Here is a 20061-nt window from a genome sequence, read left to right as displayed (position 1 = left end):
TCTTTGTAATTGCTGGATAATGAGCCATATTTGTAAAAAATGATGGGGAGTATATTCGGTAATATGGTTTTGATCGTACTATATTTTTGTTTTCAGGCGTAACAATGCTCTTGTTAGGTGGCTTAGTCCAGTTGCCAAGTTTGCCAGAATCTCTGCATAAAAATAGTGGGACTTGCCAATCAAGATGGCATAGGCAAGCGCAATGATGCTAAGCTTGGATTTTATGTAACGCAGCATTGCGCCTGACTATGTGTCAATTATTAGGAATGAATTGCAATACCCCGACCGATATCGTGTTCAGCTTTACGGGGTTTGCTACACGCGGCGGCCGGACGGACGAACATAAAGACGGCTGGGGGATCGCATTTTTTGAAGGCAACGGTGTACGCCATTTTGTCGATCACCAAGCCGCCGTTACTTCCCCGATTGCCGAGTTAATCAAGCGTTATCCGATCAAATCTGAAAACGTCATCGCCCATATCCGTAAAGCCACCCAAGGGCAAGTCACACTAGAAAATTGTCATCCCTTTGTGCGTGAATGTTGGGGGTGTTATTGGGTGTTTGCGCACAACGGCGACCTGAAAAATTTTCATCCGGTCTTAGATGGTGCATACCATCCTGTCGGTACAACAGACAGCGAACGGGCGTTTTGTTATCTGCTGCAAGAAATGCGCCGTCGCTTTGGTGAGACTTTGCCATCGATGACCGAGATTACCCGGTTCATGCGCCAGATCACCAATGAGATTGCGCAATACGGTACCTTCAATATGATGCTGTCCAACGGAGAGGCGTTATTTGCACATTGTTCTACCAAGTTACATTACATCGTCAGAAAATATCCTTTTGCCACCGCCAGTTTGTCGGACGAAGAAATCGCAGTCGATTTTTCTGAAGTGACCACGCCACAAGATCGCGTTGCCGTGATCGTCACAGAACCATTGACCAAGAATGAGAACTGGACCCAATTTGCTGCGGGTGAGCTGATGGTATTTGTAGATGGTGATGTGCATGCCGCATGATAATTTGTCTTTTTTATTTTTACGACCATGAGCAATCGGCCTAGCGACCACCTCGATACCAACTTACTGCGCGTCTTGCATACTTTGCTGACCGAGCGCAGCGTTACCCGCACCGCCATGAAGTTGGGACAATCGCAACCCGCAATCAGCAATATGCTAAAGCGCTTGCGTGACATTACCGGCGACGCGATATTAGTGCGTGGCAAAAACGGGATGACAGCGACCGAACGCGGCGAAGAATTATTGTTGCTGGCAAAGCAGGGACTTAGCGTGCTGGAGAGCATCACACATTCTGCGCCCAGTTTTGTTGCCGCACAAAGCCAACGTATATTCCACCTCGGCGCACCGGATTATTTAAGCGTTTTGCTGATCCCGATGATCATGGAGAAAATACGCGAACAAGCGCCCAATGCCGGTCTGGTCATTCATTCGCTGAATGCAGGATTTGATTATGCGTCAGCGCTAGAAAACGGCGAGTTAGATTGCGTCATCGGTAACTGGCCAGACCAGCCACCGCACTTACATTTAGCGCATTTATTTGAGGATGACTTGGTCTGCATGGTCAATAACCAGCATCCGATCGTAAAAAAAGGTCTATCGCTTAAATACTATTTAGAGATGCCGCACCTTGCGCCCACCCCTTATATGATGGGACATCGCAGCATCATTGACAGCGCTCTGGCTGATCAAGGTTTAAAGCGAAACATACAAATGACGATCCCTTACTTTGGCATGGTACCGGATGTACTGTCGCGTACGGATCTGATTTTTACCACTAGTCGTAGCTTCGCCATGCACTTTGTCGGGCAATGGCCAATTACGATTTTGCCTATGCCGGTAGAGATGCCAAAAATGCGTTTCTTTATGCTGTGGCATGAACGTTCACATGCGGCAGCAGAGGTGCAATGGTTGCGTAAGATGGTGTCGGATTCGTCTAAGGAGGCGATGGGACGATCTGGCGCATAAGCCTTGCGCCAGATATAGATAGCGCCGTTCACACAATCTAAAAAGGCCACACAGAAAATAAATTCTGTGTGGCCTTTTATTTTGCTACTTGCTTAATAAAGCGTTGAACTAGGTTCGGAACTAAGTTCTTCGTTCAGCGTGATTAAAACTTATAAGTAGCGCGTAAGTACAAAGCACGTCCCAATGGATCTGTGTAGCGTGGGTCGTATCCTTGTTGGAAGGTAATACCTTGGTTACTGAACGGTGGATTGGTATTGAACAGATTTTTCAAACCAGCGGTTAGCGTCAAGTTTTTAAAGCCACTGTAAGAGCCTGTGAGTGCCCATACCGAATACGCTTTTACGTCTTGTGCATATTGGTCTGCAACACCATTTTGGTCATGATATCCGGACAAAAACTTTTCTGACAATGTGGCAGTCCATGGACCGTTATTCCACAACAAATTCAACGTATGCTTCCAGCGGAAAACCGGGCCATTGTCTGCAAAAGTACCGACGTTTTCTGTCCAGGCACCGTTTTTTTCAGTTTGATAGGAGTAACGACGTACATAAGTGCCTTCCATCGATAACACGAAGTTACCAGCAGAAGATTTAGGCAAACGCCATGTACCACTCACATCAATACCGTCTGTTTTGGTATCACCTAAGTTGAAATTGGTCGCAGAAATATAGGCCAATGTGCCATCCGCATTACGTACAAACAAATTCGCATACTTAGTTGGATTACCAAATATCACTGCCTCTGGCAATGTACCAATACTATCGGTTAAGTGAATATTCCAATAGTCAGCGGTCAAAGTCAGTTCTGGCGTTGGCTCAAACGCAAGACCTACTGTGAAGTTTTTAGCTTTCTCTGGCGTCAACGCCTGATTGCCGCCACTTTGTATATTTTGCTGTGCTTGGCATACGACGTTAGGGTTAGCGCCTGGTACTGCAACGCCGCCTGGGCACAACTTTGGATCATCATAAGAATCTGCAGTATTGCTTACGACTGTCGGCGCATTTTTCTCATACAAAGAAGGAGCACGGAAACCTGTATTGGCTGACGCACGGAACAAGAGTTGTTTCGTTGGCTGGTAACGCAAACCTATTTTTGGATTGAATGTTGAGCCGACATCGCTGTAATTATCCATGCGACCTGCTAATTGCATTTCTAATTCTTTGGTGAACGGGGCATCAAATTCAGCAAATACGGCTTCAATATTCCGCTGTCCTGCAATGCTTTTTGAATCTGCTAAACCGGTACTGGCTGCCTGCGATGCAATTGCAGTGTTGACGTCATAGTTGGCTTTGTCTTGATGTGCTTCTGCACCAAACGCAATACCCATCGCACCACCAGCCAGGGCGCCAAACTCACGACTGGCTTTGATGTCAACACCAGTAGAAGTAGTTTTGCCGGACAGAGTCTGGCCGACCAGTTGAATACTATTTAAGTAGGCTGTACCAGTAGCATCTTGTGGTCCAAATGGATTTAATAAGCCAGTCGTAACACCTTTGAAAATACCGTTGTCACTCGTGTAACCGTGAGTTAAGGTACTAGAGGCTTGTCCTTGTGTATAGACGAAAGCCGTTTTGTAATCCCATGCGCCAATAGTACCTTCAAGACCTGCCAGAAAACGATCAGATTTGCTCACGTCTTTTTCTGTACGCTTACCAACTTCTAAAGGACGCCAGTTAATACTCAAAGGGCCAGTCAGACCAGGAAAAGCAGCTACACCGCCGCTACCACCTGGATAATATTTACTACCAACAGGCACTTGCAATCCAGTCAGTGCAGCGTCTTCTCCATCATACAAAGGTGCAGCAGCAACCGAGTTGATGTTGGTCGATTCTGAATGCAAATATTCTACGGTCGCATTATTGTCAGCATTGAGTTTGAAAGTACCTTTACCCAAGAAACTGATCTGCTTAGTTTCAGGGATATCATCTACTTGAGACGTATAGTCATATCGGCAGGTGCCATTAGATGCTTTTGGGAAGGAGTGGTTTACCGGATCGCAACCATTGGCAAAAGAGATATTGCCGCCATTGCCGCTGCCATTGTCATAGAAGTTGGCCGACGGAGTATTACCGCTGGTTTTGTTCAAACCTCTGTTAGGGATAATGCCAGTGCTGGAAAAATCACGCTGAGTTGCCGTTAATGAATTTTGTTTATGTGCATCAATCACACCAAAGATATTGAATCCGTCTTTATCCAGATCACCGTATCCTACCAGCAAGTTCGCACGTGTTTCAGTGCCACCTGATTTTTGCGGTGCGGTTGTTTCTGCTGTCAGTTCAACGCCTTTTACTGAACGCTTGGTAATAAAGTTAATGACACCACCAATCGCATCGGTACCGTAAATCGCGGATGCGCCGTCACGTAATACCTCTACGCGGTCGAGAGCACCAATCGGGATAATGTTCAGATCGACGGTTGCGCCATCGTAAGGATGATTGGCAATACGACGACCGTTTAACAGCACCAGAGTTTTGTTGGAGCCAATACCACGCAAATCTGCTTGTGACGCACCGCCAGTGGATAGGCCAACGCTTTGGCTACCGCCTTGTTGGGTTTGGTTTGACGCCAGAGAATTAACGACTTGCTCGGCCGTAGTCAAACCTTGTTTAACAAAGTCATCTGCCTTAATTACAGTAACTGGCAAAGAGCTCTCTGCTGCCAGACGTTTAATCGACGAACCAGTAATTTCAACACGCTGCGGCGCCGCTTCTTCTTGTGAGAAGGCTGGGTGTGCAAATAAACCCAAGCCAACCGCGATGCTGCCCGAAAATAAGACTCTGACGGATTGCGCCAGAATTTTTTCTTTAATCATTGCTAAACTCCCAAGGACGGTTGAAGTACGAATTTTTCAACTTCTTAAACTTTTTTCGTACGATATTTTGTAAATAAAACCAAGTTTTTTGACATCCATATGTAAATAAATTTGCCAAAATTTCTTGATGGAGCATGGGAGCATTTCTGCAAGAAGGCTGTCAATAAACGTACTTGCAAACAACATCCAAAAATACAACGCATTATTTACATTTCAGATACAGTTTTTATTATTTACCTGATTTTTTTAGCCTTCAGAAAGTTTTTTTTATGATTTGTTTTCACAATTTTTTTAAGAATAAAATTCTTAATTTCGATGGATTTATAAGATAAAACGTATTTTTATATAGTTAAATTGGAATTATCTTCAAACTAATTATTATTTTTAGTGGTAAAAGAATAATGAAAAGATGGAGTTTTTGACGAGATTTTTAAGATAAAAAATAGCAAGGCCTAGTACGATAAGATGCATTTTGTATTAGTAAGTTACAAAAAACATTTCATTTATTTTATTAAAAAGATAATTTTTTTAAGCGGATTTACGGAACGACTGATTTGCTATTTAGATAAATCTACGGCCAAACCGAGCGCTAGTTCTTTTGACGCTAGCGCTCTTGGTGATCAGTTTTTGGTGCGAGATTTTTCTGATGACGTTCAGAAAATTGCTAAACCTGCCGGGTAAGCCCAAGCAGCCCATGCAGGCCAGCAAAGATTGCTTAAGGAAGTAGATTGATAGTTTTGAATAGCTTAGTCGGGTGCAGTGAGTTGGCTATCTTGCTATCTGGTAATGTGCGGATATATCTGGGGCTGTTTTGGAGGTATACAACGCTTACCAGCCTTTTCAACTACAAGCTAACCGCCAATTCAGCACCCTCTTTAATCGCCCGCTTCGCATCCAATTCCGATGCCAATGCCGCACCGCCAATTTTATGAAACCTTGGACTTTGATCCCTAGGCTTGTCTGGCATCAGTTCAGTCAATGATTCTTGCCCCGCGCAGAGAATGACGTTATCGACTTCCAGTACGCGTGCTTGACCGTTGACGGTGATGTGTAAACCCTGATCGTCAATTTTTAGATACTCAACGCCCGCCAGCATTTCTACGCCATTGCGTTGTAATGTAGTGCGATGCACCCAGCCTGAAGTTTTACCGAGGCCTGCGCCAACTTTGCTGGCTTTGCGTTGCAAGAGATAAATCTGGCGATACGGATGGGCGGGTTCTGGGGTGATCAGACCGCCGTTGCTGTGCGCTTGTGGGTCAACGCCCCATTCGGCAAACCAGTGTTGCAAGCTCACTGGCAAGGCGACTGCCGGGTCGTGTAATAAGTATTCGCCGACATCAAAGCCGATGCCGCCTGCGCCGATGATCGCAACGCGTTTGCCTACCGGTTTTTTATGTAGCAGGACGTCAATGTAGGATAAAACTTTGGGATGATCTACACCCTCTAATCTAGGCGTGCGTGGCACGATGCCGGTGGCGACGATAATGTCATCAAAACTTTGTGATAATAATTGCTCGCGGGTGATGCGCTGGTTTAATTGGAGTTTGACGCCTGTCGAGGCGATTTTCTTCCCGAAGTAGCGCAAGGTTTCTGCAAACTCTTCTTTACCCGGCACTTGCATGGCGATTTTAAACTGGCCGCCGATGCTGTCGCTACTGTCGAACAAGGTCACATCATGCCCACATTCTGCAGCAACAGTGGCGGCAGATAATCCCGCTGGGCCTGCGCCGATGACCGCAACGCGTTTGCGCCTAGTGGTTTTAATATAGCGTAATTCGGTCTCATGTCCGGCTCGCGGATTGACCAGACAGGAGGCACGTTTGTTCGAAAAGGTATGGTCAAGACAGGCTTGATTGCAGGCGATGCAGGTATTGATGGTATCGGCGTGACCAGCGGCGGCTTTGTTGACGAATTCCGGATCGGCTAAAAACGGTCGTGCCATCGATACCATGTCGGCATCGCCGCGCGCAATAATCGCCTCGCCCTGGTCAGGCATGTTGATACGATTGGAGGCGACTACGGGAATCGACACCGCTTTTTTCAGGCGACCAGCGACGCTGGCGAATGCCGCGCGCGGTACCGAGGTGACGATGGTGGGCACGCGGGCTTCATGCCAGCCGATACCAGTATTGAGAATATTGACACCAGCTTGCTCTAGCGCCTGCGCTACTTCTACCACTTCTTGCCAGCTGTTACCGCCTTCGACCAGATCGAGTATAGAGTGGCGATACATGATGATGAAGTTGCTACCGACAGCAGCGCGTACGCGACGGACGATGTCGACTGGCAGACGCATGCGGTTTTCGATGCTGCCGCCCCAGCGATCCTTGCGCAGATTAGTGCGGGCGCACAGAAATTGGTTGAGCAAATAGCCTTCGCTGCCCATGATTTCAACCCCGTCATAGCCGGATTTTTGTGCCAGTCGAGCGCAGCGTACATAAGCTCGTATGGTGCTTTCGATGCCGCTCTCGGTCAGTGCTTTGGGCTTAAACAGGGAGATTGGCGATTTTTTCGCCGAGGCGGAAACGACGAAGGGTTGGTAACCATAGCGACCGGAGTGCAGGATTTGCATCACAATCTTGCCGCCTTCTTCATGCACGGCGCGGGTGACTTTTTTATGATGCCAGATATCGGCAAGGCTATTCATGGTGCCGCCAAATGGCAACAACCAGCCACGCCGGTTGGGTGAGATGCCGCCAGTGACGATCAGACCTGCGCCACCACGCGCTCTTTCACGAAAATATTCCGCTAGTTTGTGATAATTATAAAAGCGGTCTTCCAAACCCGTATGCATAGAACCCATGATGGTACGGTTACGCAGAGTAGTGAAGCCGAGATCCAGCGGGGCGAGCAAGTGTGGATAATGTGGGTTTGGCATGGGACGCTTTACTAAAAGTGTTGGTGTTGCGCAAGAATACACAAATGCCGTTAGTAAGGGATAACTAAGAGATAGTTTGTGCACTCTAATAGTATGGCTTCTAAAAGCGGCACTCCTAAAAAATTGATACCGCACACTGCGCTGTTGTATTGCAGGCGTTAAGGCCGTATTTACTGCTTCTTGTAAGATGAAAGTTGGGCAGTATTCATATACTCCCCATAAAGATTGTTAAAATAGCGTTATTGTCCAGTAATTCTATGGGTAACTTAATATTACTAGGTGGGAGTATTTTTTTGTGGAGGAAAATAATGTTCTATATAAAAGCAAAACGCCACCCTAAGGTGGCGTTTTAACATCTGATCTGCTCAAAGTTTTCTAACGCTCTGGCGATATTTGCCAGAAGTAAAAACTGAGTTAAAGCAGATGTAAGCCTGAGTTAACACTTACATCAGCTTAACTTTGACTTATTCAGTAGTGCTAGTTTTAGCTTTTGCTGCTTTAGCTGTTTCTAATTTAGAGTCAGCTTGGTCTTTTGTAGCGCCTGCTGTTGCAGTTGTGCTTTTCGGCGCTACAAACCAGGCAAATTCTTGACCGCCAACTTGCTCGCCAGCTGCGCGGGCTTGTGCCAACTCAGCGACGACTTCAGCACGAGTTTTTGTGGACGTTGTCGCATCTGCAGCAAAAGCAGCGCTAGTTGTCAAAGCGATCAGGCTAACAGCAGCAAATATTTGTTTTGAATTCATGTTCATTCTCCAGTAATCAAATTAAGTAAGTGGTAACTCATCGTTGAACCAATCCTGGCTCGGCATATGCCGGTCTCAATTTGCATGAGAAGTGAATTAAAACCTACACCATTCACTTCCGATGCCAACTGCAACATGCCTGAGGATTTGGCTTCGATGTGCCATTTATGTTGCACTGCACACCGATGAAAGGAGTGTAGGCTTTTCGGATTGAACAAGAAAGGTGGTAATCAGTAATATACTATTGCGGAATACGAAACAATAAGGGGCTTGAAAAATGGATCGCTTGCAATCGATGCGTATTTTTTCCAAGGTAGTCGAGCTAGGGAGCTTTGCCCGTGCCGCGTTATCGCTGGAGGTGTCAAACGCGGTAGTCACTCGTTACATGGCTGATTTAGAGACGCATCTTGGGACGCGCTTGCTTAATCGTACCACTCGAAAACTATCATTGACAGAAACAGGGCAAATCTACTTAGAGCGTGTGCGCCAAATTTTGGCCGATGTGGATGACGCCGATGCGGTTGCTTCATTCTCTGCAAAAAAGCCTAGCGGTACCTTGCGGATTTACTCGCATCCCGGTTTTGGCAAGACCCAGCTGGCGCCCTTATTACCTAGATTTGCTAAAGAATTTCCAGACGTCGTGTTGGATGTCAGGATTTCTGATCGGACTGTCGATCTGGTAGAGGAGGGAATTGATGTTGGTTTTTTCCTTAACTTACAAAAAATAGACGCTAGCATGATCGCCCGTAAGCTTGCCACTTCCGAGGTGATGTTGTGCGCATCGCCTCAGTATTTAAAGCAATACGGTGTGCCGAAAGATGCCGACGATGTGTCTAACCATAAGTGCCTGAATTTTGGTTATGACTTCATGAGGGATAACTGGATGGTTCAGGGGCGTAAGGGCGCTTTGCCCGAGCCGCGACCAATTCCCATCCATAGCTGCGTTATTTCTAATAATGCCGATGTACTCAGGGTTTGCGCGCTAGCCGGTATGGGCTTGGTATTGCGTCCTTCGTTTACTTTGGGCGACGATTTGATTAGTGGTCGCTTAGTCAGGTTATTTCCCGAATACTCGTTGGGCGAAGTGTCAGTCTCTATGGTCTATCCAAGCCGTCGTTTGCTGTCGGCCAAGGTCAGAAACTTTGTTAATTTTGTTTCCGACCAATTTCCACATCCTGAGAGTGATATGTGGCTGAGTTAGTGCCTACTTTAGTCGTCTATATTGACTGGGCTAACTGCCTGAACGTGTCCGCGAAAATAACAGCGATGCAGTAGCGAGAACGCTGCACCCGGATAATCTTCTTTAAAAATACAAAGATGATCGATGCTTAAAGGTGCATCAATTGCAAAGCATGCTTCAGCAGCCTGCTGCAAAATTAACGCCGTTGAGTAATCGATATGCGCCAGAGAATCGGTCAGTGTCATGTGGAAGCGATATTGCTCTTCGGTATAATGATAAGCCCAACGTCGCAGCAACTCTTCTTGCCGCGCCGTTAAATTTTGTTGGCGGCGCTTTTGCCAGTCAGCATCAGTCATCGGCGCACGTAATGGATCAAAATACGCCACGCAGTCTTGGGCGAGCGCTGCAATTGCGCTACGGTTCGTGGCAGTCTGCAGGGCTAAAAAATCCCCCAACTTTTGTACACTCAGCGTGACGATGCTCAGTGCTATAGCTTGCTGACAAAATTGGGCGACATGCTGCACCAAATCACCTTCACTTACGCCTAGAGCCAGACTGAATGGTGCTTTTAAGGTGGCATGGAATCCGTATCTGCGCGCGTTTTGGGTCAGGTCTGCCAGCTGATTTGGCGTTATTCCAGCGATCAGATTTTGTGAGAGATGTTGCTCAGACGACGGATCTCGCCCAAGCCAATGGCAACCGGCTTGCCACCAAGGCGAATCATCATCGGGCGCAAAATAAAGAGCGTAACGTGTCATAGATGCCTACTTGAGAGCTTTTGACCACGGAGCGCATGCTATGCTTCCAGGCGCACCTAATAATCAAAATCGATATGATACACACCATACGCAACGCCAGAATTGTGACGACTGATTCTGAATTTATCGGTAGCTTTTGTTATGAAGATCAAGTTATTACCGATGTGTCCTCCGGTAATAGCGGATTGGCTGGGACCGATTGGGACGGAGATTTTCTACTACCAGGTTTGGTAGAAATTCATACCGACAACCTAGAAAAACATTTAATGCCGCGCCCCAAGGTCAGTTGGCCGATCTTGCCCGCAATTGTTGCGCACGATGCGCAAATTGCCGCTTCTGGTATCACCACTGTATTGGATGCAATTGCTATCGGCGATATCGATACCGATAGCCTGCGCATGCAAACATTGCATGCCAGTATTCAGGGTTTGCAAACTGCAGCAAGCGCCGGTATTTTGCGCGCAGATCATTTTTTACATTTACGTCTTGAACTAGCAGAACCAAAGCTGATCGGGATGTTCACGCCATTCCTGCAAGATCATCGCTTAAAACTCGTCTCGTTAATGGATCACACTCCAGGTCAAAGACAGTGGACGAATTTGCAACATTATCGTACCTATGTAACGGGTAAGCGTGGTTGGACCAACGAAAAAGTGGATGGTATGTTGGCGCATTTACTAGAACGCCAGCAAACTCACGCTTCGGCTAACCGGAGGGAAGTCGTCAGATTGTGCCGCGAGTCAGCAACGCCCATCCCTTTGGCTAGCCATGATGACACCACGCTAGATCATGTCAACGAGGGCGTGCTCGAAGGCGTCAGCATGTCAGAGTTCCCCACCACTTTTGCCGCCGCACAAGCTGCCCGCGAGCATCAATTAGCCATCATCATGGGCGCGCCAAATGTCGTCCGGGGCGGTTCTCATTCGGGCAATGTATCGGCCAAAGACTTAGCCAAGGCTGATTTGCTAGACGTTTTGTCATCAGATTACGTTCCAGCCAGCTTATTACACGCCGCTTTTTTACTCCACGAGTCCGGCATGTCCTTGCCAAAAGTAATTGCAACCGTAACAAGTAATCCCGCAAAAATCTTAGGTATGCATGACCGGGGGGAGATCACTAAAGGTTTACGCGCAGACTTTATCCGGGTTCGGATAGTGGAGAATTTCCCAGTAATTATGGGGGTTTGGAAAACTGGGAGACAGATCTGTTAAATATTTAAATGGCAATAAAAATTACTATTTTGAAAACAAAAATACGCACACTTACAAAAATTTACATTTATAAATTGCACCAAATTAGCTCGATTTAGCGCATTAAATAATTGCAATAAGTTGCTCTGATGAAACATGCGATTTAATCGTATGCAACGATTGAAAAAACGAATATAAAACAAAAATCTAAAAAATCACAATTACAGAAAATAAAAAGCTTATATATTTTTTTCTACCTATTTTTATTCATTTATTTTTGAAAAAAATCTTCCAAAGTTAGTTTTGTTTAGAAAAAAAGCAAGCTTTTAAGATTTTTTAGAACGCACGAAATCCAAGCAAATCAAATAAAAATTATCAAAACAGATAAAGAAAAGGCTGTTGTATTTTTGTGCCCACCAAGAGCAACTTGATTGACAGCAATCTGACAGAAATGGTTCCATGCACTATCAAGTTTTTTGATACTTTGTGATACTTTAAATTACACATCGAAAAATTTGGGTTTGTTTAAAAACCTAAATAAAAAAGTTTTATTGATAGATGGTTGCTACACCTTACGGGAGCTACACAATGATAAAAGAAAAAATTATTTCTCGATCAGTGCGTCTGATGTTTACAGGCGGATTGATTTTGGGAGCGCAATTTGCTGGTGCGCAAGAGGTTGAAAAAGTACAAAAAGTGGAAGTAACTGGTACTCGTATCCCAACGATCAATGTTGATGGGCCAAGCCCAGTCACTGTACTTAGCGCGAAAGACATTAAAATTGACGGCGCCAGAAGTGTCGAAGATCTACTGAATAATCTGCCTCAAGTATTTGCTGATCAAGGTGGTGCAATATCTAACGGCGCTACCGGTACATCTTCTGTCAGCTTACGCGGTCTAGGTGCCGATCGTACTTTGGTGCTAGTCAATGGTCGTCGTTTACCTTCCGGCAGCGTCAGCAGTTCAGCCGCCGATTTGAACGAAGTCCCAGCAGGTTTGATCAAACGCGTTGACGTGTTGACTGGTGGTGCTGGTGCAGTTTACGGTGCAGGTGCTGTAGCAGGTGTGGTCAACTTCATACTCAAAGATAATTATGATGGTGTTGAGATGCAAGTCAACTCCAGTGGTAATAATCACAGTCAGCACAACGATGTCGGTGCAGTAGTCAGTGCGCGAGGCTTCCCAGTCCCTGGAAGCGCTGGATATGACGGTAAAGTTCAAGATGCAAGCATTTTGATGGGTAGTAATTTTGCCGATGGTAAAGGTAATGCAACTTTATACTTTACTTACAAAAAGACAGACGCCCTGTTGCAATCGCAACGTGATTTTACTTCTTGCGCATTAGGCTCTTCTGCTGCTGGGTTTAGCTGCAGCGGCTCTGGTACTCCAGCAGGTGGTCGTGTTGCGTTGCAATCGGGTGGTAGCTCGTACACTAATGCAGATACAAATGGTACAGCACGTAAATACGTATCATCATCGGATGCATATAATTTTGGACCATTAAATTACTTACAACGTCCGTCAGAAATTTATGGTTTTAATGCGCAAGCACACTTTGATATAAACGATCGAGTACGTGTGTACGAAGAATTCAACTTCCATACTTACAACACAGATGCACAAGTTGCACCCGGGGGTGTATTTTATGGTCAGCAGGCAACCTTGTCATATGATAATCCTTTGCTCTCAAGTTCATGGAAAGCTGCTCTGGGTTTGAAAAAAGCTGGTGATACGGCTGCTGTGTTTGTGGGCAAGCGCAACGTTGAAGGTGGCCCTCGTATTAGTAGCATCTCAGACACGTCATATCGTAACGTCTTAGGCGTCAAAGGTGATATCGGTAACTGGCACTACGATGCGTTTGCACAAATTTCCCGTGTAAATCACCAAGAGTCAGAAAATAATTATTTCTCTACGGCTAGGATTTCTAAAGCACTGGACGTAGTAAATGTAAATGGTCAGGCAGTTTGTCGTTCAGTAGTTAACGGAACCGACCCAAATTGCGTACCGTACAACTTATTCACACTTGGTGGCGTAACACCTGCAGCATTGAAATATTTGCAGGTCACAGGTTTAAAAACAGGTTACACGCAACAATCAGTGTTGGGCGCGAACATCGGTTCTGATCTGGCCGCTTATGGTATCAAGTCACCATGGTCTGCAAACGGTGTTGGCGTGTCTTTCGGTACCGAACAGCGTACAGAAAAATTGGTTTATACACCCGATCTGGAAAACTCCACAGGCGATTTAGCTGGCAGTGGCGGCGCATCTCCTCCACTTGCTGGTAACTACACTGTCAAAGAAGCATTTGGTGAGGTGCATATCCCCATTGCAGAAAAGCGTCCACTGATTGAGTCCTTGGATCTGAGTGCAAGTTACCGTTACTCTGACTACAGCACCAATAAGACGACAAATACTTATGGTTTAGGCATTGAATGGTCACCAGTCAAACAATTGCGTCTGCGTGGCAGCTATCAACAAGCTGTCCGTGCACCAACTATTTTTGATTTGTACAATCCACAATCGGTTGGGAATAATGGCCCATCTAATGATCCATGCAGTGGCGCAACTCCTACAGCCAGTGCCGCACAATGTGCACGCACAGGTGTCACCGGAGCACAGTACGGTAATGTGACTAACAACTCCGCTAATCAGTATCAGTCGTTGACAGGTGGTAACCAAAACGTTAATCCGGAAAAAGCAAAAACCTACACATTAGGGTTTGTAGTCGAGCCAGTTAAAAATCTGAGTGTCACAGTTGATATGTTTAACATTCAGATTGACAACACTATCAGTACTGTCGATCCAACCACTGCATTAAATCAATGTTTGCAAACAGGTAATCCTCTTTTCTGTAACCTGATCCATCGTGACAAGTTCGGCAGTCTCTGGTTATCCACAGACGGCTATGTCCTAGCAAACACTACAAACATTGGTAAGGTGAACACCTCTGGATTTGACGTTGGTGGTAGCTACAGCTATAAATTAAATACATGGGGTAGCCTCAATTTCGGCTTCAACGGTACTTATTTGACTAAGTTGAGTGTTGAAAATATTCCTGGTTTGGGTGCATATGATTGCAAAGGCTACTTCGGCGCTACTTGCGGTACCCCGAATCCTGAATGGCGTCATAAGTTCCGTGCAACTTGGGCAACTCCATGGAAAGTGGAAGTTTCTGGAACATGGCGTCACTTTAGTAGTGTGAATAACGATGCCTTGAATCCTAGTCCTTTGTTAGCAGGCACTGTTAATCCAATCGAAGCAACTTTAGCTTCACGTGATTACTTTGATTTGTATGCTGCATATCCAATCAGTAAGACAATTACGATCAGCGGCGGTATAAATAACTTGTTTGATAGAGACCCTCCAATCGCTTCCACGAACGCAACCGCAGCGGCTGGTTCAGCTAACGGCAATACTTATCCACAAGTATATGATTCTTATGGTCGTAAGTTGTTCATCAACTTAACTGCTAAGTTCTAAAAATAGTATTTTGTTAAGACGTACGAAAAAAACGGCAAGCTTAGGCTTGCCGTTTTTCGTATACAAGTTAAATACCTATGATTTGCTAAAAACCACAAGTTATAAAAGCGAAATCAAATGAAAAATACACAGACAATCTTAAAAGAAATTGAAGTGTTAGCAATGCTTGCAAAAAATGCTATGAAATCTGGCAAAGAGCAGGACGCATTTAAATTCTGGGGAGAAATTTTACAAATTTCACCTAACCACACGCCGACGCTGAATGAATTAGGAAAACATGCTTTAAAAAAAGGTGAATTAAAGTCAGCTTTAAGTGCATTTCAACGGGTAGCCTGTATTGAAGGTAATGATCCCAGGGTATGGATTAGTTTGGCAATCACCTACCGTCAATTAGAAGACGATAGTAGCGAGGAGCATTCCATTCAACAGGCCTTGGTTGCTGATCCTAGCGATCTATTGGCATTGATGATGAATGCAGATTTACTGGATAGGCAAGGTAAACATCATCAAGCCGTTTTAGCGCATGGAGCCGTTGCCAAAGTTGCGCCTCCCTTAGAAAAGCTGCATCCAAGTTTACAGCCTGCAGTTTTACATGCGATTAAATACAAAGAAGATTACGATGAAAAATATGGACAATTTTTAGATGACTATTTAGAACCTTTTTACAAGGAGTTTTCTGGCGAAAAGTTACATCGTTTTCGAGATTCCGTTGACATCATGGTTGGGCGTAAAAAAAGATTTGATTCTCAATCAATGGCGTTTCATTATCCCAATTTAGCTCCTATTGAATTTTTTGACCGAGAAGAATTTCCTTGGTTGCAAAAAATTGAACAAGGGACTGATCAAATTCGCGATGAGTTTTTGCATACATTACAGACCGAAACAGGATTCACACCTTATCTTGAATATTCTCCGGGATTACCGCTGAATCAATTTGCAGAATTGAATAATTCACCAAATTGGAGCGCTTTTCACTTATACAAAAACGGCAATTTAGTGGAAGAAAACGCATCTAGATGCCCCACGACAATGCAATTGTTAAAGAATGTACCTCAACCCATTCAACTTGGCAGGACACCATCTGCAATGTTCTCTTTACTCAGGCCCAATACAAAGATCCCCCCACATACGGGTGTCTCGAATGTGCGGCTGGTTACTCATATCCCTCTAATCATTCCTGATGGTTGTGGCTTTAGAGTTGGAAATCAGGTCAGACCTTGGGAGTTGGGTAAGGCATTGATATTTGACGACACTATTGAGCATGAGGCTTGGAATAATAGTAATAAGCCGCGCGCCGTGTTGATATTTGACATCTGGCACCCTCATTTAACTTTCGCTGAACAACAGTTAATTACTGCTATGGCGAATGGGATAGCGGAATTTAAAAAATAGAAAATTAAGTATTAATTTCGTTTCAACAGTAAAACAATATTTCTCTAGTCACATCAGTTTGGTTTTTTGCATTCTTGTACACGCAAAATGCCTGTTGTTTTTTTGAGTTACTTGACAGTGACGCGATTGACAGCAATCTGGCAGAAATGGTTCCATGGTGTATCAAGTTTTTTTGATACCTTGTGACACTTTAATTTACATATTCAAACTAGCTTACATTTGTAGATCAAAAAATGGGGTTTATTTGCAAACCTGTAAGCACAAAAATATTCTGTTCTATATAGATCAGTCGTCACACCAATTTAGGGAGTTACATAATGATAAAAGAAAAAATTCTGTCTCGATCAGTCAGAATGATATTTTCCGGCGGCGTAGTAATGAGCTTAGGCTTATTGGCTCAGCCTGCATTCTCACAAGAAGATGCAGCTCCGCAGCGCGTAGAAATTACTGGTTCGTCGATTAAGCGTATTGCTGTCGAAGGCGCACTGCCAGTTCAAACTTTGTCTAAAGCACAAATTGAACAAAGCGGTGCAACAACGGTAGCTGATTTGGTTGCTTCCTTGCCATCTATGCAGGGTTTTTTGACTTCCTCAGCCTCTGTTAATGGCGGCGGCGGCGGTGTTCAGACTGCTTCTATCCACGCAATCGGCACAAGCTATACCTTAGTATTGCTTGATGGTCATCGTGTTGCGCCATACGGCACTGGTTCTGCGGTCAATTTAGCAAGTATCCCTTTATCTGCAGTTGAGCGCGTCGAGATTTTGACAGATGGTGCTTCTGCCCTGTACGGTTCTGATGCTATCGCAGGTGTTGTCAACTTCATCTTGAAGAAAAATCAACAAGACGCGAACATAGAATTGACATACAACACTCCTGACGCGTCAGCTAAAGGTGCTACTTCTAATATCGCGATCTCCAAAGGTTTTGGTGATGTAGAAAAAGATGGTTACAACGTTTTATTCGCATATAGCCACGACGAACAGACCCAATTAGACGCAAGCGACCGCGCATTCAGTGCCAACGGTGGTGTTCAACAGTTTGTAAATGGCGGTAAGGTTTATTCTTTATACCAAACAAGTTCAAACTCAATTCCAGCAAACGTAACGGTAAAGGGTGCTGGATTTTCTAAGGCATTTAACCCTGCGCTAGTTAACACTGGTGTTTGCCCATCAGGAAATACCTTTGTATCTGGCGTTACATGTCGCTTTAACTTTGCAAGCACCGTAGAAGCTTTGCCGCAATTAAAACGTGATGGTTTCCTGGCAAAAGGTAGTTTCAAGATCAATCAAGACACATCAGTTTATGCAGAGGCTTTGTATTCCAAGTTCACAAGTACTGCCGCTTATGCACCTCCTGCTCAGCCGCTGGGCGTTGATATAAACAGCAAACTGTACAAGCAAGAAATCGTGCCAGCACTTGTTAAATTAGGAATAGATCCAACAAAGGTAACATCCGCAACGATGAATTTGCGTTTGGTTGATGCTGGACGACGTACCGATGGCTATGACACAGAAGCTAAGCATGTAGTAATCGGCGTTGAGGGTAATGCCAAAGGTGTTGACTACAACTTGTCGTATACACATTCTGAAAATAAAGCGACTGATAATGCTGTAGCGGGGTATACAAGTGGCGATCAGTTTGCAGCATTATTTGCCAGTGGTGCTTACAATCCTTTTGTCGCTCCAACAGCTGTCACTAAAGCCGCTTTGGCACCAGCCGTATTGCATCAAGTGCTTGATCAAACAGTATCAAAAATCGATGTTGCTAGTGCACGTGGATCTATGGAGTTGTTTAAAGCACCAGGCGGTATGGCACAGTTAGGTTTTGGCGGCGATTTTTCTAAGCAAAGTTATTCTGATAGTCCAAGTCCAATTGCTCAAGGACCGAACGTTTTGCAACCAAACTGGACCGATACTAATATCGGCGGTGGTACTGGTGCGTTACCGTTTGACTCCTCACGTAATAGCTGGGGTACTTTTGGTGAGTTGTTAGTCCCTGTTATCAAGAACTTGGATGTAACTGCTGCTATTCGTTACGATAGTTACGACGCGGTAAAAAATAACAAGAACTTTGATGTGAATGGTAATCTTGCAGCACCTGCAACACAAGGTAATACTGCTAGTTCTTCTACCTACAAATTGGCTGTTGCATATCGCCCTGTCGATGAGTTGTTGTTACGCGGTTCTTACGGAACAGGTTTTAAAGCGCCAACTTTGTCGGCTATTACAAGTCCCCTGACAAATGGCGGTTCCTCTAACTTCCATCCTTGTCCTATTACTTCTGGTCCACTGTTACCTTTGTGTAACGGTACTGCAGAATACGGTTTGTTGTCTGGTGGCAATGCATTGACTGGCGCTTCTGGTTTAAAGCCTGAAAAGTCCACTCAGTACACTGTTGGCTTCCGTGTAGAACCGATCAAGAGTCTGTCTATTGGTTTCGATTTGTGGGACATGAAACTAAAAGATCAGATTGCAACATTGCCTGAAAGTCTGGTATTTGATAATCCAAAGACCTATGCAGCTTTGTTCTCGTCTTACTATGATCCTATCCAAAAGCAAAATGTTTTGGTAGCTGCGTTGACACCATTTAACATTGCTGCTTCTCATTACCAAGGTATTGACTGGGATCACACTTTCACAACTTCGACCACTTTCGGCAAAGTAGCGCTGAACTGGACAGGTACGTATATGTTGAAAGCTGACCAAGATGTTCCCGGTTCTGGAACTGATCACGGTGTTGGACGTTTTAACTCATACAATGATGTCGTCTTCCGTGTAATTTCTAAGTTGACCGCAACTTGGAAGCCAAGTGAAAAATACTTGCATTCATTTACTGCAAACTATCACTCTGGTTACCATGATGCACCTATCACTGCCGATGACGCAGCTGTCCGTGTAGTGAATGCAGATGGTACTTTAGGTGCTTATGTAGATTCAGTCCGTGACGTTAAGTCTTACACAGTATTTGATTGGCAAACTAAAGCGAAGTTGACTAAAAACTTCACTTTAACTGGTGGCATCAAAAATCTGTTTAACGTAGATCCTCCGTTCTCTCAACGTATTAACGGTGGTGGTAACCAACTGGGTTACGATGGTCGTTACACAGACCCATTAGGACGCCAATTCTACTTAGTAGGTAACTATAAGTTTTAATAGTTAGTATAAAAGAGCAAAGTTTTATTTTAAAAGCCGCTTAGAGTTTATCTAAGCGGCTTTTTTCTATGAGTCATTGTCTTTAAGCAAGAGTCGTTTATCTGTAGCTGAGCGAATTATTTTAAAGAGTCAAGAAACTGTTAATCGATTAATGCTGAATTTGTTACTTATTAAGTTTCGTTAGGGGAATTATTATCGTTTATTTCATCACGCAATAATTGATTCTTTTAATATCGTCGTAAGCAAAAACAAGAATAATTCCAACGCTTCGTCGTACTTATTAGATGTCATCTTAGTGTTAATTGTTCAAAAGAATCGTACATATTTATCTCCGATTTCCTAATTCGTTCGACAAGTATGGATTGTATTTTTCATGCAGATCCTAACTGCTTATCGTTCGCAATGAACTCCCAACCTTACATACAAATTTTTTTAATTATTTGACAAATAATTAAAAAAATTTGAAATAGTCATCTTCTTTTCCTTAAAAA

At 44.5% G+C, this 20061-nt stretch carries 11 protein-coding genes; 7 read left to right on the top strand and 4 right to left on the bottom strand.

Annotation, left to right across the window (positions count from 1 at the left end):
* The first annotated feature begins 248 nt into the window (after positions 1-248).
* Together RGU72_RS15445 and RGU72_RS15440 are read left to right on the top strand one after the other, a co-directional pair.
* Positions 249-1019, top strand: coding sequence for a class II glutamine amidotransferase (locus RGU72_RS15445; RefSeq protein WP_322120573.1), 771 nt, complete (start codon positions 249-251; stop codon positions 1017-1019).
* Between the two features lie 27 nt (positions 1020-1046).
* Positions 1047-1985 carry a LysR family transcriptional regulator gene (locus RGU72_RS15440; protein ID WP_322120572.1) on the top strand — a complete coding sequence of 313 codons (939 nt, stop codon included), beginning with the start codon at positions 1047-1049 and terminating at the stop codon, positions 1983-1985.
* Between the two features lie 142 nt (positions 1986-2127).
* Here the strand turns inward: RGU72_RS15440 and RGU72_RS15435 are convergent, their stop codons facing one another.
* The 3 genes from RGU72_RS15435 to RGU72_RS15425 form a co-directional block, all read right to left on the bottom strand.
* Positions 2128-4797, bottom strand: coding sequence for a TonB-dependent receptor (locus RGU72_RS15435; RefSeq protein WP_322120571.1), 2670 nt, complete (start codon positions 4795-4797; stop codon positions 2128-2130).
* A gap of 844 nt (positions 4798-5641) precedes the next feature.
* Positions 5642-7675 (bottom strand): NADPH-dependent 2,4-dienoyl-CoA reductase, encoded by a 2034-nt coding sequence (locus RGU72_RS15430; RefSeq protein ID WP_322120570.1) that lies wholly within the window; start codon positions 7673-7675, stop codon positions 5642-5644.
* 464 nt (positions 7676-8139) lie between these two features.
* Positions 8140-8418, bottom strand: coding sequence for a DUF4148 domain-containing protein (locus RGU72_RS15425; protein WP_322120569.1), 279 nt, complete (start codon positions 8416-8418; stop codon positions 8140-8142).
* 277 nt (positions 8419-8695) lie between these two features.
* Here RGU72_RS15425 and RGU72_RS15420 point away from each other — a divergent pair, with 277 nt between their 5' ends.
* Positions 8696-9619, top strand: coding sequence for a LysR family transcriptional regulator (locus RGU72_RS15420; RefSeq protein WP_322120568.1), 924 nt, complete (start codon positions 8696-8698; stop codon positions 9617-9619).
* A gap of 8 nt (positions 9620-9627) precedes the next feature.
* On the opposite strand, the gene RGU72_RS15415 is transcribed toward RGU72_RS15420, so the two are convergent.
* Complete coding sequence (locus tag RGU72_RS15415; RefSeq protein WP_322120567.1) at positions 9628-10356, bottom strand: DUF1045 domain-containing protein; 729 nt, start codon at positions 10354-10356, stop codon at positions 9628-9630.
* 74 nt (positions 10357-10430) lie between these two features.
* Here RGU72_RS15415 and RGU72_RS15410 point away from each other — a divergent pair, with 74 nt between their 5' ends.
* The 4 genes from RGU72_RS15410 (at position 10431) to RGU72_RS15395 (ending at position 19570) form a co-directional block, all read left to right on the top strand.
* Positions 10431-11567 carry an alpha-D-ribose 1-methylphosphonate 5-triphosphate diphosphatase gene (locus tag RGU72_RS15410; protein WP_322120566.1) on the top strand — a complete coding sequence of 379 codons (1137 nt, stop codon included), beginning with the start codon at positions 10431-10433 and terminating at the stop codon, positions 11565-11567.
* Between the two features lie 567 nt (positions 11568-12134).
* Positions 12135-15026, top strand: coding sequence for a TonB-dependent receptor domain-containing protein (locus RGU72_RS15405; protein ID WP_322120565.1), 2892 nt, complete (start codon positions 12135-12137; stop codon positions 15024-15026).
* Positions 15027-15143: 117 nt separating this feature from the next.
* Positions 15144-16418, top strand: coding sequence for an aspartyl/asparaginyl beta-hydroxylase domain-containing protein (locus RGU72_RS15400; protein ID WP_322120564.1), 1275 nt, complete (start codon positions 15144-15146; stop codon positions 16416-16418).
* A 317-nt stretch (positions 16419-16735) separates the two neighbouring features.
* Complete coding sequence (locus RGU72_RS15395; RefSeq protein WP_322120563.1) at positions 16736-19570, top strand: TonB-dependent receptor domain-containing protein; 2835 nt, start codon at positions 16736-16738, stop codon at positions 19568-19570.
* The last annotated feature ends 491 nt before the right edge of the window (positions 19571-20061 follow it).

The organism is Undibacterium sp. 5I1, from assembly GCF_034314085.1.
In the GTDB taxonomy this organism is placed as follows: Bacteria; Pseudomonadota; Gammaproteobacteria; order Burkholderiales; family Burkholderiaceae_D; genus Undibacterium.
Note: the sequence above shows the minus strand (reverse complement) of the source record. Positions and strands in the feature narration are given on the sequence as shown.